Source organism: Streptomyces sp. MGP-P1, from assembly GCF_057766565.1.
In genome coordinates, this window is the sequence record NZ_JBYMEM010000001.1 from 1,350,683 (window position 1) to 1,376,130 (window position 25,448).

At 75.3% G+C, this 25,448-nt stretch carries 17 protein-coding genes; 8 read left to right on the top strand and 9 right to left on the bottom strand.

The window, feature by feature from the left end; translation table 11 throughout:
• Nucleotides 1-46: 46 nt before the first annotated feature.
• Entirely contained in the window at nucleotides 47-439 is a 393-nt protein-coding gene (locus AC3CH1_RS06045) for a VOC family protein (protein ID WP_488462160.1), read from the top strand.
• A 37-nt stretch (nucleotides 440-476) separates the two neighbouring features.
• Here the strand turns inward: AC3CH1_RS06045 and AC3CH1_RS06050 are convergent, their stop codons facing one another.
• Both AC3CH1_RS06050 and AC3CH1_RS06055 read right to left on the bottom strand, forming a co-directional pair.
• Entirely contained in the window at nucleotides 477-1,142 is a 666-nt protein-coding gene (locus AC3CH1_RS06050) for a LuxR C-terminal-related transcriptional regulator (protein ID WP_488461908.1), read from the bottom strand.
• Complete coding sequence (locus AC3CH1_RS06055) at nucleotides 1,130-2,362, bottom strand: sensor histidine kinase (protein ID WP_488461909.1); 1,233 nt, start codon at nucleotides 2,360-2,362, stop codon at nucleotides 1,130-1,132. Before AC3CH1_RS06055 ends, AC3CH1_RS06050 begins: the two co-directional genes overlap by 13 nt.
• A 178-nt stretch (nucleotides 2,363-2,540) precedes the next feature.
• Here AC3CH1_RS06055 and AC3CH1_RS06060 point away from each other — a divergent pair, with 178 nt between their 5' ends.
• Both AC3CH1_RS06060 and AC3CH1_RS06065 read left to right on the top strand, forming a co-directional pair.
• Nucleotides 2,541-3,239: an ABC transporter ATP-binding protein gene (locus AC3CH1_RS06060; RefSeq protein WP_488462161.1), complete on the top strand. Its 699-nt coding sequence runs from the start codon at nucleotides 2,541-2,543 to the stop codon at nucleotides 3,237-3,239.
• A 62-nt stretch (nucleotides 3,240-3,301) separates the two neighbouring features.
• Nucleotides 3,302-6,106 (top strand): ABC transporter permease, encoded by a 2,805-nt coding sequence (locus AC3CH1_RS06065; protein ID WP_488461910.1) that lies wholly within the window; start codon nucleotides 3,302-3,304, stop codon nucleotides 6,104-6,106.
• A gap of 117 nt (nucleotides 6,107-6,223) precedes the next feature.
• Here the strand turns inward: AC3CH1_RS06065 and AC3CH1_RS06070 are convergent, their stop codons facing one another.
• On the bottom strand, nucleotides 6,224-7,228 hold the full coding sequence (locus tag AC3CH1_RS06070; protein WP_488461911.1) for a LacI family DNA-binding transcriptional regulator: 1,005 nt from the start codon (nucleotides 7,226-7,228) through the stop codon (nucleotides 6,224-6,226).
• Nucleotides 7,229-7,334: 106 nt separating this feature from the next.
• On the opposite strand from AC3CH1_RS06070, the gene AC3CH1_RS06075 reads away from it, so the two are divergent.
• Nucleotides 7,335-8,216 carry a phytanoyl-CoA dioxygenase family protein gene (locus tag AC3CH1_RS06075; RefSeq protein ID WP_488461912.1) on the top strand — a complete coding sequence of 294 codons (882 nt, stop codon included), beginning with the start codon at nucleotides 7,335-7,337 and terminating at the stop codon, nucleotides 8,214-8,216.
• A gap of 62 nt (nucleotides 8,217-8,278) precedes the next feature.
• Here AC3CH1_RS06075 and AC3CH1_RS06080 read toward each other — a convergent pair whose 3' ends face one another.
• The 6 genes from AC3CH1_RS06080 to AC3CH1_RS06105 all read right to left on the bottom strand — a co-directional run bounded on the left by AC3CH1_RS06080 (nucleotide 8,279) and on the right by AC3CH1_RS06105 (nucleotide 17,489).
• Complete coding sequence (locus AC3CH1_RS06080) at nucleotides 8,279-9,202, bottom strand: LysR family transcriptional regulator (RefSeq protein ID WP_488461913.1); 924 nt, start codon at nucleotides 9,200-9,202, stop codon at nucleotides 8,279-8,281.
• A gap of 46 nt (nucleotides 9,203-9,248) precedes the next feature.
• Nucleotides 9,249-10,448: a glycine C-acetyltransferase gene (locus tag AC3CH1_RS06085; RefSeq protein WP_488461914.1), complete on the bottom strand. Its 1,200-nt coding sequence runs from the start codon at nucleotides 10,446-10,448 to the stop codon at nucleotides 9,249-9,251.
• 85 nt (nucleotides 10,449-10,533) lie between these two features.
• Nucleotides 10,534-11,562: an L-threonine 3-dehydrogenase gene (tdh, locus tag AC3CH1_RS06090; protein ID WP_488461915.1), complete on the bottom strand. Its 1,029-nt coding sequence runs from the start codon at nucleotides 11,560-11,562 to the stop codon at nucleotides 10,534-10,536.
• Between the two features lie 394 nt (nucleotides 11,563-11,956).
• On the bottom strand, nucleotides 11,957-14,527 hold the full coding sequence (locus AC3CH1_RS06095) for a bifunctional serine/threonine-protein kinase/ABC transporter substrate-binding protein (protein ID WP_488461916.1): 2,571 nt from the start codon (nucleotides 14,525-14,527) through the stop codon (nucleotides 11,957-11,959).
• A 1-nt stretch (nucleotide 14,528) separates the two neighbouring features.
• Nucleotides 14,529-16,709 carry a bifunctional serine/threonine-protein kinase/ABC transporter substrate-binding protein gene (locus tag AC3CH1_RS06100; RefSeq protein ID WP_488461917.1) on the bottom strand — a complete coding sequence of 727 codons (2,181 nt, stop codon included), beginning with the start codon at nucleotides 16,707-16,709 and terminating at the stop codon, nucleotides 14,529-14,531.
• A 9-nt stretch (nucleotides 16,710-16,718) separates the two neighbouring features.
• Nucleotides 16,719-17,489, bottom strand: coding sequence for a hypothetical protein (locus tag AC3CH1_RS06105; protein WP_488462162.1), 771 nt, complete (start codon nucleotides 17,487-17,489; stop codon nucleotides 16,719-16,721).
• 316 nt (nucleotides 17,490-17,805) lie between these two features.
• Here AC3CH1_RS06105 and AC3CH1_RS06110 point away from each other — a divergent pair, with 316 nt between their 5' ends.
• Genes AC3CH1_RS06110 through AC3CH1_RS06125 form a run of 4 tightly spaced genes read left to right on the top strand, consistent with a single transcriptional unit; the run spans nucleotide 17,806 to nucleotide 25,403 of the window.
• Nucleotides 17,806-20,043 carry a hypothetical protein gene (locus AC3CH1_RS06110; RefSeq protein WP_488461918.1) on the top strand — a complete coding sequence of 746 codons (2,238 nt, stop codon included), beginning with the start codon at nucleotides 17,806-17,808 and terminating at the stop codon, nucleotides 20,041-20,043.
• Nucleotide 20,044: 1 nt separating this feature from the next.
• Complete coding sequence (locus AC3CH1_RS06115; RefSeq protein WP_488461919.1) at nucleotides 20,045-21,304, top strand: TRAFAC clade GTPase domain-containing protein; 1,260 nt, start codon at nucleotides 20,045-20,047, stop codon at nucleotides 21,302-21,304.
• Complete coding sequence (locus tag AC3CH1_RS06120; RefSeq protein WP_488461920.1) at nucleotides 21,301-23,769, top strand: GTPase-associated protein 1-related protein; 2,469 nt, start codon at nucleotides 21,301-21,303, stop codon at nucleotides 23,767-23,769. The genes AC3CH1_RS06115 and AC3CH1_RS06120 overlap by 4 nt, the downstream gene beginning before the upstream one ends.
• On the top strand, nucleotides 23,769-25,403 hold the full coding sequence (locus tag AC3CH1_RS06125; RefSeq protein WP_488461921.1) for a TRAFAC clade GTPase domain-containing protein: 1,635 nt from the start codon (nucleotides 23,769-23,771) through the stop codon (nucleotides 25,401-25,403). Before AC3CH1_RS06120 ends, AC3CH1_RS06125 begins: the two co-directional genes overlap by 1 nt.
• Nucleotides 25,404-25,448: the final 45 nt, after the last annotated feature.

Sequence of the window (25,448 nt, forward strand, 5' to 3'; positions counted from 1 at the left end):
CGGCGTTAGTGTTACGTATAACCCCTCGATGGAAGGCTCCCCCGCCATGTCCCGTATCGCCCTGGTCACCCTGGTCGTCCGCGACTACGACGAGGCTCTCGCGTTCTACCGCGACGCGCTCGGCTTCCAGGTGGCGGAGGACACCGACCGGGGCGACGGCACCCGCTGGGTGGTGGTGCGCCCGCGCGGGTCCGCGCCCGGCACGGGGCTGCTGCTGGCCCGTGCGAAGGACGAGGCGCAGGGAGGGGCGGTGGGGGCGCAGACGGGCGGCCGGGTCGGCTTCTTCCTGCACACCGAGGACTTCGCGGCCGACCACGCCCGGATGACGGCGGCCGGGGTGCGGTTCCTGGAGGAGCCCCGGCACGAGACGTACGGCTCGGTCGCGGTCTTCGAGGACCTCTACGGCAACCGCTGGGACCTGCTCCAGCCGGCCGCCTGACCCGCACCGCCCCCGATACGGCCCCGCCACCGGCTCCTCACGGGGTGAACCCGTCCCGGCCCTCCAGGTACGCCAGCACCGCGAGGACGCGGCGGTGGACGGCGCCGTCGTCCGGATCCAGACCGAGCTTGGCGAAGATCGAGCCGATGTGCTTGCTCACCGCCCTTTCGGAGACGGTGAGTTCGGCGGCGATGGTGGCGTTCGCCTTGCCCTGCGCCATGTGCTCCAGGACCTCGCGCTCGCGGGCGGTGAGGCTCTGGAGCGGGCCCGCCGAGGACTTGCGGGTGAGGAGCTGGGTGACGACCTCCGGGTCGAGGGCGGTGCCGCCCGCCGCCACCCGGTCCAGGGCCTCCAGGAACTGCTCGACCCGGCCCACCCGGTCCTTGAGCAGGTAGCCGATGCCCCGGGCGCCCCGGGCGAGCAGCTCGGCGGCGTACGTCTCCTCGACGTACTGCGACAGGACCAGGATCGGCAGGCCGGGCAGTTCGGCGCGGGCGGCGATCGCGGCCCGCAGCCCCTCGTCGCGGAAGGTGGGCGGCAGCCGTACGTCCAGCACGGCGACGTCCGGGCGGTGTTCGAGCAGGGCGGGCAGGATCTCCGGGCCGGCCGCCGCGTCGGCCACCACCTCGTGTCCGGAGCTGGTGAGCAGGAGGACGAGGCCCTCGCGCAGGAGGGCGTTGTCCTCGGCGATCACGATCCGCACGGCAGCTCCACTTCGATGTCCGTCGGCCCCCCGGCGGGGCTGCTGACGCGGGTGGCGCCGTCCAGGGCGGCGACCCGCCGCCGGATGCCCACCAGCCCGCTGCCGGCGCGTTCGTCCGCGCCGCCGCGACCATCGTCGCCGATGGTCACCCGCAGGAGGCCGGGGGGCCGGTCGACGCGGACCCGGGCGGCGGTGGCGCCGCTGTGCTTGCTGATGTTGGTGAGCGCCTCGGCGACCACGAAGTAGGCGGCGGCCTCGATCGCGGCGGGCAGCCGCCGCCCGTCCTCCACCCCGTCCAGGTCCGCCGTGACGGGTACGGCGACATCGGCGGCCAACGCCCGTACCGCACCGGCCAGTCCACGGTCGGTGAGGACCGGCGGGTGGATGCCGCGCACCACGTGCCGCAGCTCGGCGAGCGCGGCCTCGGCACCGTCCTGGGCCTCGTCCAGGCGGGCCCGCGCGGCGGCCGGATCGCGGTCGAGCAGCTGTTTGGCCAGCCCGATCCGCATCGACAGGGCGACGATCCTGGCCTGGGCGCCGTCGTGCAGATCCCGCTCGATGCGCCGCAGTTCGGCCCCGTGCGCGGCGACCGCGCCGGCCCGGCTCTCGGTGAGGTGGGCGATCCGCTCGGTGAGTTCGGCGGCGGGCGGCGGGGCGAGCAGGGCCAAGGTCCAGCCCGCCGAGAGGTCGGCCAGCACCGGGTGCCAGCGCAGGGCCCAGCCCGGCCGGTCGGGCGGCTCGATACCGTACTCGTCGGCCCGCCGCCGGTCCACCAGTCCCACGACGGACAGCGCGACGCCGTCCACCAGCAGGGCGACGGGCCACAGGATCATCGTGAGGTAGCCGAGCCCCATGCCGAAGAGCGTCTGGACGGGCAGCCAGAGCGCGAGCCGCCAGGTGGTCCGGTCGGTGAGCGTCCGCCGGACCCGTTCGGGCAGCTCGCCGCCGCCCAGCGGCGGATAGGAGGCGGGGCGGTGCCCCGGCCCGAGCCGGGCCGCCGCCCTGCGGCTCTCCGCCGAGGCGGCCCGGCGCAGCAGCGTGGCGGCCTCCGGCAGCGCGGGCAGCCCGATGATCGCGACGGCGAACAGGAGGGCGGCCACCACCAGGAACGCGCCGACGTAGGTCAGCATCGCGACCCCGATGCCGATGAGGAGGTAGCGCGAGGCGTCCCAGGAACGCCGGACGGCGGCCGTGAGGGGACCGGGCGGTGAGCTGCTCATGGCAGCCCACGGTACGGGGGCGGTCCCTGCGCCGGAGGGGTGCGGTCCCCCGGGTGGGGGTGGAGCTGGCTGCACCCCCGGTCCGGTAGTGCGCACCCTCGCCCGGCGGCCCCCCGGCTCGTAGCGTTCTAGCAGGTCAACGGTACGGGGACGGTGGAGGCGAACAGTGGGTACGACGATGGTGGAGCAGGCGGCCGCGCTCGGTCTGGAGGGGGTGAGCCGGAGCTACGGGCGGCGTGGGAGCAGCCGGAGGACGACGGCGCTCGACGGGGTCAGCTGCGCGGTCCCGGCCGGCAGTTTCACCGCGGTGGTCGGACCCTCGGGTTCGGGCAAGAGCACCTTCCTCCAGGTCGCGGCGGGCCTGGACCGGCCGACCTCGGGCACGGTCAGGATCGCCGGCACGGATCTCGGGTCGCTCTCGGAGGCCGCGCTGACCCGGCTGCGCCGGGACCGGATCGGGTTCGTCTTCCAGTCGCACGCGCTCAACCTGGTGCCGTCGCTGTCCATCGAGGAGAACGTGGTGCTGCCGCTGGTGCTGGGCGGCGCGGACCCGGGCGGCCCCGATGTGCTGGCGCGGGGGCGGGAGTTGCTGGCCCGGGTGGGTCTCGCGGGGCGGGGCGGCGACGGGCCGGCGACGCTGTCGGGCGGCCAGCAGCAGCGGGTCGCGGTGGCGCGGGCGCTGGTGACGGAGCCCGAGGTGATCTTCGCGGACGAGCCGACCGCCTCTCTCGACCCGGAGTCCGCGGAGCTGGTGCTGGCGCTGCTGCGGGACGCCGTGCTGGTGGAGGGCCGCACGGTCGTGATGGTCACCCATGACCCGGTGGCGGCGAGCTGGGCGGACACCGTGCTGACGATGGACGGCGGTCGGCTGCGATGAGAAGGCGTACGGGCCCGGAGGCCCAGGAGCAGTCGGAAGTACCGGACGAGCGTAGGGGCCCGATGGCCCAGGAGCAGTCGGAAGTACCGGACGGGCGTACGGGCGCGGCGGCCCGGGAGGCGTCGGGAGCACGGACCGGACGTGCGAGCACGGCGGTGCGGGAGCCGCTGGGGGTACGGCAGGGGTCGCGGCGGGCGTCGGCGTTCCTGGCCCGGCGGTCGCTGGCCACGCACCGGCGGGCCTGGGCGGCGGTGATCGTGGCGACGGGCGCCGCCGCCGCGCTGGTCGGCGCGTTCGCGTTCGTCGTCGGCTCGCTGCTGGTGGCCGCGCCGCCGGTGCAGCGGTACGCGGGCGCGGACGCGGTGGTGGCGGCGGACCAGAAGGTGTCGTACACCGCGAAGCCCTGGGGCAGCGAACCGCGGACCACGACGGCGTATCTGCCGGAGCGGGCTCGCCTGGACCGGTCGGTGCTGGCCGCGGTGGCGGGGGCCGAGGGCGTGGCGGAGGCCGTCGCGGACGATTCCGTGCCGGTGTCCACGGGCGACGGGCGGCCCGCGGTGGGCCGCTCCTGGCCGTCCGCCGCGCTCACCCGGTACGAGCTGGCCGAGGGCCGGGCCCCCAGGGACGCGAGCGAGGTCGTCCTGGACGGCGCGCTCGCGGCGGGCGGCCATGCCCCGGGCGAGCGGGTCGTGCTGCGGGCCGACGGAGCCGCCAGGACGTACACCGTCAGCGGGATCGCCCGCACCGGGCACGGCGGCGACGCTCCCCCGGCCGTGTTCTTCACCGAGCCCCGGCTTACCGCCCTGGCCGGGCACCCGGGCCGGATCGACGCGATCGGCGTGGTCGCGGAGGAGGGCGTCTCGCCGGATGCGCTGCGGGACGCGATCGGCGCGGTCCTGCCGGAGCGTTCGGGCGTCCCCGGGTCCGACCGGGGGGTGCGGGTGCTGACGGGTGCGGAGCGCGGGGAGGCCGAGCACGTGGACGCGCTCGGCGGACGCGGCGACCAGCTGGCTCTGCTCGGTTCGATCGGCGGCACCGTGCTGATGGTGGCGCTCCTCGTGATCGCCTCGACGCTGTCCCAGGCGATCCGTCAGCGGTCCGGGGAGCTGGCGCTGCTGCGGGCGGTGGGGGCCTCGCCCCGTCAGCTGCGGTCCGCGATCGGCCGGGAGGCGGGCCGGGTGTCCGCGGCGGCGGCGCTGCTGGGCGGCCTCGGTGCCGTGCCGCTGGGTCTCGCGATGCGTTCGCTGCTGACGACCGATCCGCTGCCGCTGCCGGTGCCGTGGTGGTTGTCGCCCGCCGCGGCGCTGACCGGCGGGCTGCTGGTCGCGCTCCTGGCGCGGCCCGTCGCGATGCTCGCCGCCCGGTCCATCACCCGGCTGCGGCCGGCCGCGGCGCTGGGTGCGGCGACGGCGGACGAGCCGAGCGAGCCGGGACGGTTCCGTACGGTGGCGGGGGTCGTGCTGGCCTTCGCCGGGATCAGCTCGGCGGCGGTCGCGACGACGCAGAGCGGTCAGGCGGCGGGCGCGGCCGCCTCGGGCGCGGCGATGTCCCTGGTGATCGCGGTCGCCCTGCTGGGGCCCCGGATCTCCCGGATCGTCCTGGGAACGCTGGGCCGTCCGCTGCGGAAGGCGGGCGGGGTCTCGGGGTTCCTGGCCGAGCGGGCCGCCTCGGCGCACACCCGGCGGCTCGCCACGGCGTTCACCCCGATCGTGCTGGTGGTCGCGTTCGTCTGCGTCCAGCTCGCCTCGGGGCCGACGATGGAGCGGGCCGCCGGCCACCAGGCGTCCGCCGCGCTGCGGGCGGACCTGGTGGCGACGGGCGGCGTGGCGGGGCTGCCCGCCGGGGCGGCTCGGGCGGTGCGGGAGGCTCCGGGGGTCACGGCGGCGACCGGGGTGCTGCGTTCGGCGGTCGTCCTGGCCGACCGGCAGGCCGGCGAGCCGGTGCTGACGCGGCTGCCCGTGCTGGGCGTGGAGGCGCGCGGCCTGTCCGGCACGCTCGATCCCGGCGTCACGGCGGGCGACCTGGACCGGCTCACGGGGCGGGACGCCGTCGCGGTCGGGGCGGACCGGGCGAAGAGCCTCGACGTCGGCCCCGGGGACCGGGTCGCGCTGCGGCTCGGCGACGGTACGCGGGTGGAGCCCCGGGTCGTCGCGGTGTACGAACACGAGCTGGGCCTGGGCGAGTTCCTCTTCCCGCGCGAGGCGCTGGCGGGCCATGTCTCGGCCGCGCGGGACCAGGTCGTGCTGATCCGGACCGAGGCCGGGACCGGGACCAAGGCCGGGTCCGAGGCCGGGACCGGGACCGGGGCTGCGTCCGGGACCGGGACCGAGGCCGGGACCGGGACCGGGGCCGAGGCCGGAACCGGGACCGGGGCGGACCCGGCGGCCGCGGTGCGCCAGGCGCTGGCTCCGTACGGCGGCGGGGTGGCGGTGCGGGCGGCCACGGGCGACGACGTGGCGATCGCTCCGCCGGTGTCGGACGGGGACAACGCCGTGATCGTCATCGGTGTCGGGGTGATCGGCGGCTTCGCGTTGCTGGCGGTGGTGAGCACGCTGGCGCTGATCACGATCGGCCGCCGGGGCGAGTTCCGGCTGCTGCGGATGGTCGGAACGGGGCGTCGGCAGCTACGGCGGATGCTGGTGCTGGAGACGGGCCTGGTCACGTTCGCCGGGCTGGTGATCGGCACGGCGGTGGCCGCGGTCCCGCTGACCGCGTTCGCCGTCTCGCTGGCGGGCACGGCACCGTATCTCCCGCCGGTGCACTACGCGGTGATCGCGGGGGCGGTGGCGCTCGCCGCGGCGGCGGGGACGCTGATCCCGGGCGCGTCGGCCGGGGGACGCTTCGTCCTGGGACGCCGGGCGGGGTGAGGAGCGGGGCCCGAGGGCCGGGCGGAGGGTGCCGGTGCCGCCGGTGAGGGCGCCCCACCCGATCCGCGGCACCCCGACGCGGCACCCTCCGGCCTGCCGGAGGGTGCCGCGTCGGGCTCAGGTCGTGCCGCGGGCCATCAGGCGGTACGGCACGACGAGCTCCTGCGGGGGAACCGTGTTCCCCGGGCTGTAGATGCGGTCGGCCAGGCATTGCAGGGATCGTTCGGCGATCTGTCGCTTGTCCGGTGAGACGGTGGTCAGCGGAGGATTGCTGTATTGACCGTCCTCGATGTCGTCGAACCCGACGAGCGCGACGTCCTCGGGCACGCGCAGGCCGCGTCGGTGTGCTGCGTGAAGGGCGCCCAGGGCGAGTTCGTCGCTGAAGGCGAACACGGCGTCGGGGGCGACCGGCCCGTCCAGCAGTTCGGTCATGGCCCGGGCGCCGTCCGCCCGGTGCAGGGCGACGACGGCACGCTCCGCGTCCTCGTTCCGGGGAAGGCCGGCGCGGTCCAGGGCACGCCGGTAGCCCTCCAGACGCAGTCGGGCGGTGTCGTTGTGCAGATGAGGCTGCGTGCCGATGGCGGCGATACGTCGCCGGCCGAGGCCGATCAGGTGGCCCGTGGCTTCTTCGGCCGCGGCGATGTTGTCGACGGCCACACGATCGGCAGCTCCGTGCGAACCGCGCTCGCCGAGCAGGACCAGGGGGACCGTCGGCCCGGTGGCCGCGAGTTCGGCGGGGTCGAGCGCCCAGGGGCTGATGATGAGGCCGTCGACCACGCGTCCGCCGCCCGGCGTGAGCAGTCGGCGCTCGGCCTCCGCGTCCCCCCGCGTCTGGTCGATGACGACGGTCCACGAGCGTCGTCGGGCTTCGTCCAGCAGGAGCGCGGCCAGTTCGCCGAAGTAGGGGGATTCCAGCTCGGGGACGGCCAGGCCGATGATGCCGGTGCGGCCGGCGCGCAGACTCCGGGCAGCGAGGTTGGGGCGGTAGCCGAGCTCGTCGATCGCTTCCTGTACGCGTCGGCGGGTCTCCGCCGCCACCGGCGCCGATCCGCTGACCACGTTGGACACGGTGCGCACGGAGACTCCGGCCCGGGCGGCCACATCCTTCAGACGACTGCTCACCTCGGCATCCTGTCATGCGCGCCCGAGCCTCCCGCACCAGGGTATTGCAACGTTGCATGCATCGATGTAAGTGTAGGGCGGAAGCTCCGTTCGCAAGAAGGCGAGGATGACCGTGCCCGCAACCCCCGACGCGTCCACCACTGCTGACGTCGATGCCGTGCCCAGCCCTACCGATGCCCCCGTGGAAGTGGCGCAGGACGTGGCCGCCCTGTACGCGGCCGGCATCACCGCGCTGAAAGGGGCCTTCACCGTGGAGTGGGTCGACCGGCTGCGCGAGGACATCGAGGCCGCGTTCGAGGAGGCTCGTTCCAGGCCGGGCGGCGCGGTGGGCCGGGGGCCCCAGCGCTACTACGTGGAGATCCACCCCGAGCAGTTGCGGGGATTCGTCGAGCTCGTCGACCACCCCTGGGTCCGGTCGGTGGCCACCGCCGTCCTCGGCCCCGACTACCGCATCGTCGAGCTCGGATTCGACGTACCCCTGGAAGGCGCGGTGAACCAGCCGTGGCACCGCGACTTCCCCATCCCGGAGAACGCCCGCACCGAACGCCGGCTCACCTCCCTCGCGTTCAACGTCACCGCCGTCGACACGGACCCCGACATGGGCCCCTTCGAGATCGCGCCGGGTACCCAGTGGGACGACGAACCCGATTTTGAGCACGGAATGTTCCCGGCCCGCCGGAGCTACCCCCGCTACGAGCGCCTCGCGGTGCGCAAGTATCCGCAGCGCGGCGACATCTCGGCCCGCTCCGCGCTCACCATCCACCGCGGCACCAAGAACGAGTCGGCCAAGGCCCGGCCCGTCCTCGTGCTGGGACTCGACGGACCCGACGCGCAGAATGCCGACCGCCACGACGCCGCTGTCTCACGGCAGTTCTGGGACGGCCTGCCGCAGCGGGTCCGTGACCACCTCGACTGCCCGGTCGTCGACGAACTGACGCCCATCACGCAGAAGCACACCATCGAGGGTCTGGTCATGGGCGCACCCTGAACCGGGCGGGGCCCTCATCGCCCGATCGAGGGGGGCTGCCGGGACCGGGACAGGGCCGGCGTTCAGGCCCGCGCCAGGCCCACTTCCCGTACGGCCACCGCCTCCATCGCGTCCAGTACCGGCCGGATCAGCGGATGGCCCTCGGCCCCCTGCCGTACGGCCGCGAAGACGCGGCGGGTGGGGGCGCTGCCCTCGACGGGGCGGACGACCACCCCGGTCAGCTCCATCCCGCGCAGCGCGGACCGGGGCACCAGGGCCACCCCGGCGTCGGCCCCGGCCAGGGCGACCACGGCGCGGAAGTCGTCCGAGGAGTGTTCGAGGCGGGGGACGAACCCTGCGAACTCGCAGGCCAGGACCACCACGTCATGGCAGGGGTTGCCCGGGTAGGGACCGATCCACGGGTCCTTCGCGAGGTCGGCGACCGCCACCTGGTCCTGGTCCGCGAGGCGGTGGTCCACCGGGAGCACCGCGTCGAACGGCTCCGAGTAGAGGGGGACGCGGGTCAGGCGGCGGTCGTCCTCGGCGGGCGCGCCCCGGTATTCGACGGCCACCGCCACGTCGACCTGCCGGTCCAGCACCATCGGCACGCTCGCGTCGCCCTCCGCGTCCTGGACCTTGACCCGGATGCCGGGCGCGGTGCGGGCCAGCTCGGTGAGGGCGGGGGCGAGGACGAGGCCGATGCCGGTGGCGAACGCGGCGACCGTGACCGTACCGGCGACGCCCGCGCTGTAGTCGGCGAGCTCCGCCTCCGCTCGCTCCAGCTGGGCCAGGACCACGTTGGTGTGGCTCAGCAGGATCTCCCCGGCGGCCGTGAGCCGGGCGCCTCGCGCACCGCGTTCGACGAGGCGGTGGCCGGTCTCCTGCTCCAGGGCGGCGAGCTGCTGGGAGACGGCGGAGGGCGTCAGGTACAACGCGGCGGCGGCCGCGGTCACCGTGCGGTGGTCGGCCACCGCACGGAGGATTCGCAGCCGCCGCGCATCGATCATGTGCCCATTGTCCCAGGTCGCGTCGGCTGCCCGACCCGGTGAGCGGTTACGCCTCCGCGTCCAGGGCGGCCCGCGCGTCGACGAACGCGTCCACGGCGCGGTTGACGTCGGCCGTGGAGTGGGCGGCGGAGAGCTGGACACGGATCCGGGCCGCGTCCTGCGGGACGACCGGGTAGGAGAAGCCGATCACGTACACCCCGCGCTCCAGGAGCAGTTCCGCCATCCGGCCGGCCTTGCCCGCGTCCCCGATCATGACGGGGGCGATGGCGTGGTCGCCGGGCAGGACGTCGAAGCCCTCCTCGGTCATCCGGGTGCGGAAGAGCGCGGTGTTGGCGTTGAGCTGCTCGCGCAGGTCGCCGGCGGACTCCAGCAGGTCGATGACCTTGAGGGAGGCGGCGGCGATGACCGGGGCGAGGGAGTTGGAGAAGAGGTACGGGCGCGAGCGCTGGCGCAGCAGGGCGACGATCTCCGCGCGGGCCGCGACGTAACCGCCGGAGGCTCCGCCCAGCGCCTTGCCGAGGGTGCCGGTGATGATGTCGACCCGGTCCATGACGCCGTGCAGTTCGGGCGTGCCGCGTCCGCCGGGGCCGACGAAGCCGACGGCGTGCGAGTCGTCGACCATGACCATGGCGTCGTAGCGGTCGGCCAGGTCGCAGATCTCCTGGAGGGGGGCGACGTAGCCGTCCATGGAGAAGACGCCGTCGGTGACGATGAGGCGGCGGCGGGCCCCGGCCGCCTCCTTGAGGCGCGTCTCCAGTTCGGCCATGTCGCGGTTGGCGTAGCGGTGGCGCTGGGCCTTGGAGAGCCGGATGCCGTCGATGATGGAGGCGTGGTTGAGGGCGTCGGAGATGACGGCGTCCTCGGGGCCGAGCAGCGTCTCGAAGACGCCGCCGTTGGCGTCGAAGCAGGAGGAGTAGAGGATGGTGTCCTCCTGGCCGAGGAAGGCCGAGAGCCGCTGCTCCAGCTCCTTGTGGACCTCCTGGGTGCCGCAGATGAAGCGGACCGAGGCCATCCCGTAGCCCCAGCGGTCCAGCGCCTCGTGCGCGGCGGCGATGACCTCGGGGTGGTCGGCGAGGCCCAGGTAGTTGTTGGCGCAGAAGTTGAGGACCTCGCCCGCGCGCCCGCCGGAGGTGACGGCCACGGTCGCGGACTGCGGGGTGCCGATCACGCGCTCGGGCTTGTGCAGCCCGGCGGCGCGGATCTCGTCGAGGGTGGTGCGCAGGTCGTCGCGTACGGAGTCGAACATGCGGATTCCTTAAGTGATCAAAGGGACCAGGGCGGAGGGCGGTCGGGAGATCAGGCGCGTCCGGCGGTCAGGCAGGTCAGGCGGGTCAGGCGGTCCAGTCGAGGATGACCTTGCCGCCGAGGCCGCTCGCGGCGTCGTCGAAGGCCGCTTCGTAGTCGCGGAAGCCGTACCGGCCGGTGATCACGGGGGCGAGGTCGAGGCCGCCCTCCAGCAGGACGGACATGGCGTACCAGGTCTCGTACATCTCGCGGCCGTAGATCCCCTTGATGGTGATCATCGAGGTGACGATCCGGGACCAGTCGACGGGGAACTCCTCGGAGGGCAGGCCGAGCATCGCGATGCGGCCGCCGTGCGTCATGTTCGCGACCATGTCGCGCATCGCCTCGGGGCGGCCGGACATCTCCAGGCCGATGTCGAAGCCCTCGCGCAGGCCCAGCTCACGCTGGCCGTCGGCGATGGTCCGGTCCGCGACGTCGAGGGCGAGGCTGACGCCGACCTTGCGGGCCAGCGCGAGGCGGGCCTCGCTGACGTCGGTGATGACGACGTTGCGGGCCCCGGCGTGCCTGGCGACGGCGGCGGCCATGATGCCGATCGGTCCGGCGCCGGTGATCAGGACGTCCTCGCCGACGAGCGGGAAGGAGAGCGCGGTGTGCACGGCGTTGCCGAACGGGTCGAAGATCGCCGCGATGTCGAGGTCGACGGGGGTCCGGTGCACCCACACGTTGGAGGCGGGCAGGACGACGTACTCGGCGAACGCCCCGTCCCGGCCGACGCCGAGGCCGACGGTCGAGCGGCAGAGGTGGCGGCGGCCGGCCAGGCAGTTGCGGCACTTGCCGCAGACGAGGTGGCCCTCGCCGCTGACCAGGTCGCCGACGGCGATGTCCGCGACGTCGGAGCCGGTCGCGGCGACCTCGCCGGCGAACTCGTGGCCGAGGATCAGCGGGGTGGTGACCGCCTGCCGGGCCCAGCCGTCATAGGCGCGGATGTGCAGGTCGGTGCCGCAGATACCGGTGCGCAGGACCTTGATCAGAACGTCGGTCGGGCCGTACTCCGGCTCCGGCACGTCCATCAGCCACAGTCCGGGTTCGGCCTTCTGCTTGACGAGTGCCTTCACGGCTGCGGCTCCCTGACGTCGGTACGCGAGTGGATACCCCGGGCCTCGGGGCATGTCGGAAGAACCCTGCGGCCCGGGGTGGATTTCGGGTGGTCGCCCCCATGGCGGGGGCGCGGCGGGACGGGACGGAGCTCGTCGTACGACTCCACGACGTACAACGGCCGTACGTCGCACGGCCCACGACGTACGGCTGCACGACATACCGCTGCACGTCGTACGGCTCCACGCGCCATCCTCGGCCGTCACGGAGAAATCTGCCGTACGACGGGGCCCGGGTCCATCGAGGATTTCTTAAGCACGGCCGCAGGAGACCTTCACGCCCGACCGTGGCCTCACCGACCGCCGCCGTCGCCGGGGCTCCGGTGGCGGTCGTCACGGGCCTCCGCCGCGGCGGCTACACGTCGCCGAACGGGCCCAGGAAGCGGGGGCGGCCCTTCTCGATCCGGTAGAGGAAGATCCCTTTCTCGTACCGCAGCACCTTGCGGGTCGACGGGCGGAAGGCGAGCGGGCGCACGATCCCCCGGTGCTCGGTACGGACGAGCCGTCCGGCGATGCCGCTGCGCACCTTCCCCGAGTCGCTGGTGGTCCCGGCGGCGCGGGCGATCAGGCCGACCGCGTCGTACGCCTCGGCGGCCCAGGCGCCCGGGGGTGCGCCGAAGCGTTCGCGGTGGGCGGCGGTGAATTTCCTGGCCGACGGGAGGGCCGTGGGGTCGGCGTACGCCTCGGCGAAGACCCAGCCATCGGCGGCGGCGCCCGCCCCCGCGAGGAAGTCGGGGCCGAGGGCGGGTCCGGCGGCGACCCTGCTGCCGGTGTAGCCCTCGCCCGCCAGCGCGGTGGCCAGGCGGGCGGCCCGGGTCGCGTCGCCGCTCGCGAACACCACGGCGTCCGCCCCGCTGGTCATGGCCTTGCGGGCGGCCGCGCCGAAGCCGGCGTCGCCCCGTGGCAGCGCGTGTTCGATGAGAGTGGCGTCGGTCGGCGGGGCGTCGCGGAACGCGCTGCCCAGTTGTCCGCCGAGGCCGGTGCCGTCGCTGTCCGGGACGAGGAGGACGCGCTCGGCCGGGCGGGTGTGGACGACGTAGCCGGTGAGGCCCAGTGCGAGCATGCGGTCGTAGGGGCGGGTCACGCAGAGGTGGGCGGCCGTCTCGGATGCCGTGGTGGAGCCTGCCGCGACGACGACCAGGGCGAGCCGCGCCTCGCCGTACCGCTGGACGACGTCCTCGGCCAGCACGGCGCCGGTGGGCCCGAGCGCGGCGATGACGTCGGGGTCGTCGCCCAGCCGGTCGGCCGCCCGCAACGCCCGGCGCGGGTCCCCGGCGTCGTCCTCGGTGCGCAGGGCGAGGCGGAACCCCGTGCCGGCGCGGGCGTTGTGATCGGCGACCGCGAGCTGTACGCCGCGCTGGTGCGCCAGCCCGGCGGCGCGGCCGGGCCCGCTGAGGTCGGCGTGGAGCCCGATGGTGTACGTGGGCGGTGTGCCGGAGCCAGGCGCGGAGCCGGCGGAAGGCCGCCCGGCGAGCCACGCCGCGGCGGAGCCGCCGGTGACCACGACGGCCCCGGCGGCACCGGCGATCAGGAGCCTCCGCCGCGTGAGGCCCGCCGCCGACGGTGCTGCTTCGTCCTCGTCCGGGACGAGGGTGGCGGGCAGCGGCTCGGGGTCCGGCAGCGCGAGGGCGGCCGCGGAACGTTCGGCGATCAGCGCGGAGAGCCCGGGCAACGCGAACCGGGACTCCGGGGGCGGGGCGGTGCCCGGCTCCACGGCCGGAGTCCCGCCAGGCACGGTCCCGGAAGCCACCCCCAGAGCACCACCCGGCACGGCCCCAGCAGCCGCGTCCGGAACACCGCCCGGCACCGCCCCGGCAGCCGCACCCGAAGCACCACCCGGCACCGCCCCCGAAGCACCGCCCGGTGCCGCCCCGGAGGCTCCGTCGCGTGCACCGCCCGAAGCACCACCCGGCACCGCACCCGAAGCCCCACCCGGCACCACCCCAGCACCCCCACCCCGCACCGCCCCGGAGGCTCCGTCGTGTGCACCGGGCTCGGAAGCCCCGTCCCGGGCCGTTCCCGGAGTCCCGCCCAAAGCCGCCCGGGGGGACCAGGCCGCACGGGGGTCCGGCGGCCGGAGCGGGACCGGTCCCGGGCTCTCCCCCGACCGGCCGCGGTCGGCTCCTCCGGCCGCCTCCAGGTCGTCACGGACGCGGCTCGCCGACGGCCGGGCGGCCGGGTCCTTGCTCAGGCAGGCGGCGATCAGGGGCAGCAGCCCGGGCGGCACACCCGCCAGGTCCGGCTCCTCGTGGACCGTACGGAACAGCACGCCGGCCGCGCCGCCCTCGCCGAACGGCCGCCGGCCCGTCGCCGCGTACACCAGGACGCAGCCGAGGGAGAACACGTCGCACGCCGGTCCCACCGGCCCGGCCGACGCCTGTTCGGGGGCGAGGTAGCCGGGCGTGCCGATCACCGCGTCCGTGGCGGTGAGTGCGGTGGCGCCCTCGTGGCGGGCGATCCCGAAGTCGATGAGGCGGGGGCCGTCGAGGGCGAGGAGTACGTTGCCGGGTTTGACGTCGCGGTGGATCAGCCCGGCCGCGTGGACCGCGACGAGGGCCTCGGCGAGCCGGCTGCCGAGCGCCCGGACGGTGGACGTGGGCAGCGCGCCGCCGGCGCCCACCACCTCGGCCAGCGAGGGCCCGGGGACGAACGCGGTCGCCAGCCACGGCTCGCGGGCCTCGGTGTCCGCGCCGAGCACCGGGACCACCCACGGGCCGGTGATCCGGGCGGCGGCCTCGGCCTCGCGCCGGAAGCGGGCCCGGAAGCCGGGATCGGCGGCGTGCTCGGCCCGGATCACCTTGACGGCGGCGAGCGCCCCGCCCGCCGTTCGCGCCAGGTAGACCACCCCCATGCCGCCGGCGCCGAGCCGGACGAGCGTGCGGTACGGGCCGACGGTGCGGGGGTCTTCGGTGATGAGGGGCCGCACGTCAGCTCTTCGGCTCCGGGGCCGGGCCGAGATATCGGTGGCGGCCGTTCTCCACCCGGTACAGGTGGGCTTCCCGGCCGACGAGTCGCTGACGCTCCTCGTCGAACGCGTACGGGCGGGAGATCCCCTCGTACCGGGCGGCGGCGATCGCGGCGGTGAGCTGGGAGCGGGTGGGGCGGCCGCTCTTGGCCGGCCCGGCGCCCGGCTTCGCTCTCTGCCCCGCCCGGTCGGCCAGGGCGGCGAGCTCGCGGGCGACGAGCCCCGTGACGTCGTACGCCTCGGCCGACCAGGCGGCGGGGGCGGCGCCGAAGCGCTTGCGGTGGGCGGCGGCGAACGTCGCGGCGGCCGGGGCGCTCGCGTCGGTGAACGGTGTGACGAACTCCCAGCCGTCGGCCGCCGCGCCCGCCTGTTCCAGGAACTCCGGCCCCATGACGGTGTGCTGGGCCATGCGCGGCCCGTTGTAGGAGAGGTCGGCCAGGATGCGGGCGACCCGGGAGGCGCCGGCCGCGTCACCGGCGTAGAAGAGGGCGTCGCTCCGGTGGGAGAGGAGGTCGGTGACGACCGGGTCGAAGACGGTCGTCCCGGCGGGCACCACCCGGGGGTGGGTGGTGCCGGTGGTGAGGTTGGGCGCCATCAGGTTCGTGGTATAGCCCGCCTGGTAGGCCGCCTGCCCGCCGGACCGGTCGATCAGAATGCCCAGCCGGTCGACGTCGGGGCGCAGCAGGAGGCGGTGGACGATGGGGACGCAGAGCGCGGCGTAGGAGGGGGCGGCCTGGAAGAAGGAGCCGTTGGCCCGGGCGGGAAAGGCGATCTGGAGGGCCGACACCGTCAGGACCGGCAGCACCGCCTCGTCGTACGCGGCCAGGGCCGCCCCGGCCGCCTCGTCGCCCGTGGGGCCGATGACGGCGACGACCTCCGGATCGCGGGCGAACTCCTCGGCGACGCGGGCGGACCGGGCCGGGTCCCCCTGGTCGTCGAGGACCTTCACGGCGAGCCGGAACGGCTGGTCGTCGAGGGAGTTGAAGCGGTCGACGGCGAGTCGGGCGCCGCGTTCCTGGGCACGTCCGGCGGCGCTCAGGGGGCCGGTGAGGTCGGCGTGCACGCCGATGATCCAGCGGCGTGCGCCGGGAGCTCCGTCCCCGCCGCCGTCGGATTCGTCGCCCATGAGTCGTACGGCGGCGAAGGCGCCCGCACCGAGGGCCGCCGCCCCGCCCGCCGCGAGGAGCAGGAACCGCCGCCGGCCGGGGGCGGGTTCCGGCGGGCCGGGCTCCTCGGTGACGGTGGCGTCGATGCCGGGCAGGGCCAGCACGGCGGCGGACCGTTCCGCGATGATCCGGACGACGTCCTCGGGCAGCCAGTCGGCGGTGGGCCCGGCCGGAACGTCCTCGGCTGTCAGGGAGTCGAGGTCGGCGGCGGCCGGACGCTCACCGGGGTCCTTGGCGAGGCACCGGTCCAGGACGGCGCGGAGGTGGGCGTCGTCGATCCCGTCGAGGTAGGGCGCGTCGTGGACGGTCCGGTAGAGGAGTGCGTCGACCGCTCCGCTGCCGAACGGCGGCCGGCCGGTGGCCGCGTACGCCAGCAGGCAGCCGAGCGAGAAGAGGTCCCCGGCCGGTCCCGCGGTGTTCCCGGACGCCTGCTCGGGCGGGAGGAATCCGGGGGTGCCGACGACGAGTCCGGTGGCGGTCAGTGCGGTGGCGTCGACGGCACGGGCGATCCCGAAGTCGATGAGCCGGGGGCCGTCGGCCGTCAGCAGGACGTTGCCGGGTTTGACGTCGCGGTGGACGAGCCCGGCTCCGTGCACGGCGGTCAGGGCGCGGGCGAGCAGCCGGCCGAGGACCGTGACGCTGCGCGCGGGCAGCGGCCCGCGCCGGGCGACGATGTCGGAGAGCGTGGGCCCGGGAACGAACTCCGTTGCGAGCCACGGGCGTTCCCCCTCGGTGTCGGCGCCGGTGACGGGCACGGCCCAAGGACTGTCGACCCGGCGGGCGGCCTCGGTCTCGCGGCGGAAGCGGGTCCGGAAGTCCTCGTCGCCCGCGAGTTCGGGCAGGATCACCTTGATCGCGGCGAGCGCTCCGGCGTCGGTGCGCCCGAGGTAGACGACGCCCATGCCGCCCGCTCCGAGGCGGCCCAGGAGCCGGTGACCGCCGATGCGGGCGGGATCAGTGGGGCGCAGGTCGTCCATCGCCGGGCCTCAGCTCTGCTTCTCGACGGCGTTTTCGAGCCGGGACAGCATGGCGCCCTGTGCCTCGTCGACCAGGGTGTCGATCTCGTCCTCGGTGCGCCCCTTCGCCCCCTTGCCGGTCACGGCGACGGTGAACTGGAGGCTCTGCGCCTGCTGCCAGGAGTAGTGGTGCGGCCCGCCCAGTTCGGAGCTCCGGTACTCCCCCATCTCGTTGAGGAAGTCCTCGGAGCTGTTCTGGACGCTCTCGCCGCCGAGGAGCGCCGCGGCGACCATGGATCCGATCGTCTCGCCCTCGCGCAGTTGCTGGGTGGGGCAGCGCATGCTCTCCTCGATCGACTCCGCCATCTCCCAGGCGGCGTCCTCGCGGGTACGGTGCACGGTGACGACCGCACCGAGGCGCACCGGCCCCTTTCCCTCCTCGGCGGGCAGCTCGAACGACCGGGTGAGGGTGGCCAGGACGCTGTACGCGGGCTTTTGCCGCTGCCAGACACAGTCCTCGCCGAGCACGGGCCAGGTCGCGGCGTCGCTCTCGTACGGGCTCCGCTTCACCACCCCGGGGCCGAAGCTGTCGGGGCCGGCGATGACGCGGCCGATGAGGTCGCGCGCCTGGGCCCGGGTCTTCGGGAGCCGGGCGGGGTCGGGTACGAGCGAGGCCTCGGGCGACGGCCCGGTACCGTTGCCGCCGCCGGAATCCGGGCTCGCGCTCGTCGAGGCGTCGCGCTTCTCCGCTTCCCCCGGGTCGTCCGCCGCGCCGGAGCAGCCGGCGAGCAGCGCGGTCACCAGGGCCAGGGGCAACGCGTACCGGCCCCCTCCTAACGGCACGTGACAGGTCACAGCGTTTCCCCGTTCCTCCTCGACGCCGCGTCGATCATAGGTTCGCCCGGTGTGCCAGGCGGGTGCCGATGAGGGACTGTTACCTCGTCGGGACATGCGCGGCACCCCCTGGGGCGCCGGGTCCGCCCCCTCGGGCGGCCTCCGGAGCACCGGCGCACGATCCGTGCCGCTCGGGCCACATGATGGGGAAACGCCGCCGCGAGCGCCCCGGATCTGCTGGGATGGGCGGTGAGACCACGAGTAGTGAGCACGGGGGCGCACGGTGGGGTTGGAGTTCGGGCACGATCTCGGGCCGCGTCGTGCCCTTCGGGGGCTGCCGCTCTCCCCGCTCGTCACGGGGTACCGGCACCTCCTCGCCCAGCAACAGGCTCTGGGGCTACGGCACATCGGCGACGCGCTGGTGGAGCGCGGACGGGTGCTGCGGGTGCTCGACGGGCTCTTCGAGGAGGGCGCCGGGCGCCGCTGGCAGCACATCGGCCCCGATCGGCTCCGTCGGACGGGCGCCTCGCGCGGTGAGGCGTACCGGCCGCTCCTCGCCCGGCTGGAGACGGTGCAGCTCCAGGACCCCGCCGCCCTGCGCCGCGTCCTGCTGTACCAGCTCGTCGAACTGCTCCAGGCCCACCCGCGGCACTCCGAGCCCGGGACCGCCGTCTCCCTGGGGGTCTGCCCGACGGAGGCGGCCGCCCTCGTCCGTGCGGCGGCCGCCTGCCACCGCCTCACGGGCGAACAACGCCGTGCGGCGGAGGAGTTGGAGGACACCTGGGACACCGGGAGGGTGCGGCGTGCTGCCGGGCTGGCAGCCCTGCTCCCGGCGGGGGGCGGGGGCGACGCGCTGCTGCGGCGGCGGTGCGCGGACATCGCCGCACGCGCGACGGAAGCCGACCTCGCCCTCGAAGCCGCGCAGGAGGCAGAACGGTCGGGCGATGCCCAGGCGGCCGAGGACGGCTCCCTCGAGGCCGCCCGGCTGGCCTCCGACTGCCCCCGCGCCCGGCTCGCCCTCGTGCGGCTGCACCGGCCGCCGGTCGACGGGAGCGCGCGGCCCGGCGGTGTACTGACGGCACGCCACCTGTCGGAGGCCGTGGCGTTGGCGCTCCACCCTTCGCCTTCGCCCGCCGACGCGACGCCCGAGCGGCAGGTCTTTCGGCTGACCCGGGTCCCGGGCGGGCCGGCCGTGATCGCCGAGATCCCCGGCGCCTCCTCGGCGGTCGACTGGGTGGACCGGGACCCGCCGTTCGGCCAGGAGGTCCGCTACGCCGTGTTCCCGCAGCGGGAGGGCCTGGTCGACGGCCCTCCCGTGGTGTCCGACGTCCTGCTCGTCGCCCCGGATGTGTCCGCGTTGCGGTCCGACACGGGGCCGGGCCGTATCGACGCCGCGTGGACCGAGCCGTCGGGCGCGCTGGACGTACGGGTCGTGCTCGACGGCCCCGACGGGCCGGTGGACGGCATCGAGGTACGTCCGGGCGCGCTGACCGCGACCGGCCTGGACGTCGGTGTGTACGTGCTCCGCGTCCACTGCCGCTACCGGTCGCCGGACGCCACCGTGGTCGAGTCGGCGGGCACGGACCGCCACATCACCGTCAGCCCCTGGCCCACGCCCGTGCACCGGCTCGACGCCACGGCGGGCCGGGGGTCCGTCCGGTTCACCTGGAGTGGCGGACAGGACGCGGACGTGCGCCTCGTCTCCTGGCCGGCCGATCCGCCGGAACCGGGGACGGAGCTGACCCACGACCCGGCGACGCCCTGGCCCGCTCCGCTGTCCTGGGAGGCCGTGGCCGACGGCCTGGCGCCTCCCCCGGGCTCCGTCACCCGGGTGTCCGCCCTGGCCGTGCTCGGACCGCACGCCGTGGCGGGTCCCGGCCTGCTCGTCGAGTGCCCGCCCGCCGTGGCCGGGGTGCGCGTGGAGCGGGTCGGCGGGGGCCGGGCCCGCATCACCTTCGACTGGCCGGCGGAGACGGGCCAGGTGATGGCCACCGTGGAACAGGACGGCACCAGCTCCTCGCACCGCGTGACCCGCAGCACCTACGTCCGCGAGGGGCTGTACGTGCACGTGCCGCCCTCCGCCTTCACCGTCGCGCTCTCCGCCGCCCCTCGCACGACGGACGCGGTGGTGGTCCCTCCGCCCGGCAGCGCGACCGCCGTCCCCGCGGAGGTCTCCGTCAGCTACCGCGTCGTTCCCGGCCCCCGCCGGGGGCTGCGCCGCGGACCCGCGCTGCTACGGGTCGCCCTGTCCTGTGCGGGTGAAGCACCGGACCAACTGCCGGAGTTCGTCCTGGTGGCGAGAGCGGGCGGCGGGCGCGCCCCGATCCGGCCGCTCGACCACACCGACGGGACGACCCTGCTCCGGCTCGACGGTGGCGCGTTGTCCGTCGGCAGGCCCGTCGAACTGCCGGTGCCGACCGACCTCCGGCCGCCCTACGTCCTGCGGGGTTTCCTCCTCGGCGACGGGGCCGCCGACGTACGCCTCGATGAGCCCTCTCCCCCGACCCTGGTGGTGCGCTGACATGACGAGCGTCATCTGTCCCTACTGCTTCGACCGCGCACCGGCCGCGCGCCTGCCGTACCGCTGCCTGATGATGGCCACCGGGGTGCGCGGCGGCGACCCGTGCGACGCCGAACCCGACGACGTGTGGGCCGACTTCATGGGGCCGGGCATGCCGCCGTCGCGACGGCTGCGCGGACCGGTCTTCCCCGCGCCCCGCACGCTCGCGGCCCTTCGTGGCGCCTCGACCCGACAGCCGTGCCCCCGTTGCGGGGTGGCCACCTCGGTGCGGGTCTGCCGCGGCTGTCACAACGACTTCCCCAGCGAGTACTGCGACCAGGACAGCCGCATCATCGCCCTGGTGGGCGCCAAGGCATCCGGCAAGAGCACCTATGTGTCGGTGCTCGTCAACGAACTCCGGGGCCGGGTGGGCCGGGAGTACGACATCTCCCTGCCGGCGATGGGGGCCGAGACCCAACGCCGCGACCGGGAGATGGAGGAGGACCTCTACGAACGGCTGCGGCTCCCCGACACGACGCGCCCGGCGGCGATGGGCTTCAACGACCCGCTGCTCTACCGGTTGAGCGTGCCGCGCCGGGGCCGGTACGCCCAGGGCAGCAGACACACCACCCTGGTGTTCTTCGACGCGGCGGGCGAGGACCTCAAGAGCGAGGAGGCGATGGCCCGATACACCCAGTACCTGGCGGCCGCCGACGGCATCATCCTACTCGTCGACCCGCTCCAGATGGGTTCGGTGCGCGACCGCAGCGCGACCGCCGACGGCCCGCCGCTGCCCGCCGTCGAGACGTCCCCGCAGCAGATCGCCGCCGGCCTCGCCGCCCAGCTGCGCTCCCACGGACGGAGCGTATCGCGGGGCCGGGTCACCACGCCGATGGCCGTCGCCGTGACGAAGACGGACGCGCTGAGGCCGCTGCTCGGGGCGCATTCGCCGCTGCTGCGCAACGCCACCCACACCGGCGGCGAACAGGACGACGACGACCGGCTCGCCGTCCACGAGGAGCTGCGGTCCCTGCTGAGCGACTGGGACTCCGGGGTGCTCTGCCGCCAACTGGAGAACGACTTCGCCGAACTGTCGTACTTCGGCCTCTCCGCGCTGGGCGCTCCGCCGCCCGCCGGCGCGCCGGCCGACGCACCGAAGTCGGGCCCCCAGCCCCTGCGGGTGGAGGACCCGCTGCTCTGGCTGCTGGGGCGGCGCGGCCTGATCCAGGTGCGCAGGAGCCGGCGGGAAAGCCGGGACCGCACGGGAAAGGCCGACTCATGAGCCTGGGACAGCTGCACTACACCTCGGCGCCGCCCGGCCCGGACGGCTCGGGCTTCCGCTTCACCGCACTCACCCCGGGACTGCCGCAGGCGGTGCTCCGGGAGGCGGAGCAGATCATCGGGTACGAGCCACCCCGGAACGCCCCGTCCCGCCCCTCCCCGGCCGAACTCGACGCCTTTCCGGCGGCGTTCAGCTACAGCGAGCTGTCCGACGGAAGCAGACTGCTGGCCCGCACCGTCTACACCGGCGCCGACTACAGCGGGCGCTGGGGCAACTTCCACGCCCACGCCGTGCACCTGGCCCCGGGCCGGTACCTGCCGGACCGGGCCCTGCCCGTCAGCGCCTGGGAATCCCCCGGATGGGCCACCGCCACTCCCGAGTCAGGCGCCCCTTCGGCCCTGGCCGCCCTGCCGCCCTCCGCGCTGCTGGATCCGGCCGGGCTGGTCGCCTTCGCCGTCTCCCGGGAGCCCTGGCTCGCCGCCGTGTTCACCGACCTCCAGCGCCAGGCCGAGGACGAAGCCGCCCCGCAGGTCGTCCTCGTGGAGCGCAACAGCGCCGACGTCGCGCGCTGGGTGGCCCTGGCGAGCGCGGTGCTGCCCCGGGACGACGCCCACCGGCTGACGTTCACCACCTACTCCCGGCGCCCGCACCTCGCCGGGCAGCGCATCATCGGCGTCCTGCCGGACGACGCCCACGGGCTCGCCGGTTCGGGGCGCCGCTACCGGGTCCACGACTGTGCCGTCCCGCCCGCCCCGGACGGGCCGGAGCCGAGCCTCTGGGCCGTGGCCGCCGCCCGGATGTGGTCGGCCGGCGCCTTCGATCTCCTCCACCACGCCCACCAGCTCCCGGGAGACCCGTTCACCGCCGGCCCCGTGGCGGCGCTCGCGCTGTGCGCCGGTATCGAGCTGCCGACGCCGCATCGCACGGCAGCGGCGCGGTGGGTCTGCGAGCACCCCACCGAGCTGGACGGCGAGGATCTGGACCGGCTCGTCCACACCCTGGCGGCGCCCCGGCGGGAGGCGGCGCCGGCGGCCGAGACCGCCGCTCTGGCCGAGCTGTTCGCACGGGTGGGTGGCCACCTGCGGGCGGAGGCCGCCGCCCCGCTCGCCGCCCGTCTGCTGGTCGCCGCCGTCCGCTCCGCCGATCCGGTACGCCCCCCGCGCCGGGAGACCCTGACCGACCAGGTGGCCCGGCAGCTCGCCGCCGAGCTGGGTCCGGAGCTGCGGGCCGGGATCGAGGACACGGGGAACGGCTTCGCGCGCCCGCTGCGGCTGCTGCGGGTGGCCGGTCTCCTCGCGGTGGACTGCTCCGACCTGGTACCGCAGTTCGCCCACCGGCTGGCGTCGGCGCTGCTGGCCGATCCGTCCGTGTACGGGGGTGAGCTCCACGAGGCCCTCCCGGACCTGCCCGACCTCCACGGCGCCCTGCTGCGGGAGCTCGAAGCGGCGGCCCAGGCCGGCCCTGCCACCGTCACCGTGCTCCTGGAGCGCGCTCCCGTACCGCTGGAGAGCGGCGAGACCCTGCCGCATCTGCGCATGTGCGGCTGGGCGGCCCGTCGCCCGGCCGGGGGCACGGACGGAGACCGGACCCGTGAGTTGCGCGCCGTGCTGGAGGCGGCGGGCGTCTCCGTCCTGGCGCGTCCGCCGCTTCTCCGCATCGCCTACCGCCTGGTGTGGGGCTCCACCGCGCCGACGCCGGAGGAGGCCAGGTACGACCTGCTGGAGAGGGGCGCGGGGCTCCACCACGCGGCGGGGACCTGGCCGTTCCTCGTCACGGCCGCGCTCCACGGCCGGCCCGGGGACCCGCAGGCGGACGAGCTCGCGCACGACCTCCTCAAGGCCTTCCCCGAGCAACTGGGCGACCGCGACCGGGCGGCGCTCCTGCTGCTGGACTTCTCACGCGACCTGCGGGCCGGCGCCGCTCCGCCCGGCTGGGTCGACCGGGTCCTCGGCCTGCGGAGGAGTGCGGAACCGGTGGACCCGCCGGTGCTGGAGCGCGTCTTCGGCGTTCTCGCGCGTCGTCTGCTGACCGACCACGGCGTGGGCCGCGAGCTGGACGCCCTGATCCGCAGCGGCGACGCCGACCTCTGCGCGGCCTATGAGCGGGCCGCGCGGGCCGAGGAGGTGGGGAGCAGGTTGCTGCGCGACCCGGACTACTTCGCGGACCTCTTCGTCGGCTGGAACGCCCACCCCCAGGCGGGCGGCGGCTGGGGCAGGGTCCGCGGCGCCCTGCTGGACGGGGTCTTGCGCCCGGCGGCGCGGACGCTGACCGCAGAGGACCTGGCGGCCGTCGAGACGGCGCTCTCCACGAGGGGCGCGCGGCACGCGGAGGACTTCCGTGCCTGGAACCGGCCCGGTGCTCTGGGCCGGCTCGGGCTGCGGTTCGGCGGGCGGGACGGCCGCCCGGGCAAGGCGTCGTCCCGCCGGCGCGGCTTCGGCGACCGCGACCGGGACGGTGGCGCCTGATGGGCGGGCCGGCCGGGGCGGCGGTCTGGCTGACGGTGGCCGTCGGGGCGGGTGTGTGCCTGTTCCGCGCGTTCTGGGAGTTCCTCGCCCTGGCGCTCGGCGCCTCCGTGAAGGTCCTCGGCCCCCGGACACCCGGTGCCCCCGATCCCCGGGTCCCGCCCGTCGGATCCGAGCCCGCGCAGCGCGCGTACTGGTCCCGGCTCATGTGGGTGGACGCGTCCACCTCCACCCGGGCCGCCGCCTCGGTCATCCGGCGCCGGTTGCTGAACCGCTGGATGGCCGTCACGGCCCGGCGCATGCTCACGGGACGGCAGCCCTCCACCGGTTACGGCGGCCACTGGCTCGTCCGCCTCGGGTTCGTCCTCGTGGCCCCGGGCACCGCGCTGGGCGCGATCGCCGGTGCGCTCCTGGTCTCGTCCGTCATGGTGCTGGTCCACCTGGTGATGTGGCTGCTGGTCGGGCTGGTGGGCCTGGCCGCGGTCGTCGGGGTCGCCGTGCTGCGCGGTGCGGACCGGGCCGGCTCCCTGGTGCGGCGGATCCGGATGAGGTGCCCGTATCCCGGGTGCTACCGGCCCTTCCCGCTCGCCGTGCACCGCTGTCCGGGGTGTGGATCGGCCCACCGGGAGCTGCGCCCGGGCAGGTTCGGCGCGCTGTGGCACGTCTGTGCCTGCGGGCGCCGGATCGTCGCCGCCTCGTCGGCCGGGCGCGACCGGCTCGCCGTCGAGTGCCCGCACTGCGACCGGCCGCTGCCGGCCGGGATCGGCCGGGAGCGCATCGTGCACGTACCGGTCATCGGCGGGACCTCGTCGGGCAAGACGATGCTGATGGCGGCCGCGGTCGCCGGGCTGCACGCGGATCTCGGGCGGGGCGCGCCGAAGATCTCGTTCGCGACGGCCGATGACCGGCGTGACGTGGTCGATCTGAACAGCCAGCTCAAGAACGCCGGTTGGGTGCGCAAGACTCAGGGCGGCCAGCCCCGCGCCCTGATGCTGCGGGTCACCCACCGGCGCAGACGCCGTCTGCTGTACCTCTACGACCCGATGGGCGAGTCGCTGTACGACGTGGACTCCACGCGCCGCCAGGAGTATCTGGCCCACGCCGACGGAGTGATCCTGGCCGTCGACGTCCTGGCCGACCCCCAGGTGCGCCGTTCCCTCTCGGCGGCGGAGGAGGAGCTGGCACGCGCGGCCCATCCGTCGGATCCGGGTCCGTGGCAGACGTACCAGACCTTCACCGGTGAGCTCTCGGCGCTGACCGGACGACGGCGGCGCGGCCGGCTGCCGCTGGCGGTGGTGGTCACGAAGCGGGACGCCCTGGACCGGATCGAGCGTCTGCGGGTCCCTCCGACGGGGATCGGCCCCTGGCTGGCCACGGTCGGCCTGGACCCCCTGGTCCGGGACATCGGGCACCGGTTCCGGACCCGGCGGTTCTGGGCGCTGAGCGCCTACGCCGCCACCGGGACGGGTCCGCTGGTGAGCGAGCAGCAACGGGCGGCGGAGGCGGTGTTGTGGATCCTCGCCCGCACCGGACTACGCGTCGGCAAGCTGCTGCCCGAGGGGGGTCGCGAGGACCTGCCGACGGGCTCCGTGCCGCACCCGCGCGATGCCCCCACGCAAGATCGTTCAACCCGCTGACGGAGTCGGACGTGGTCGTTAAGGTCGGTCAGGTCCGAGAAGAGA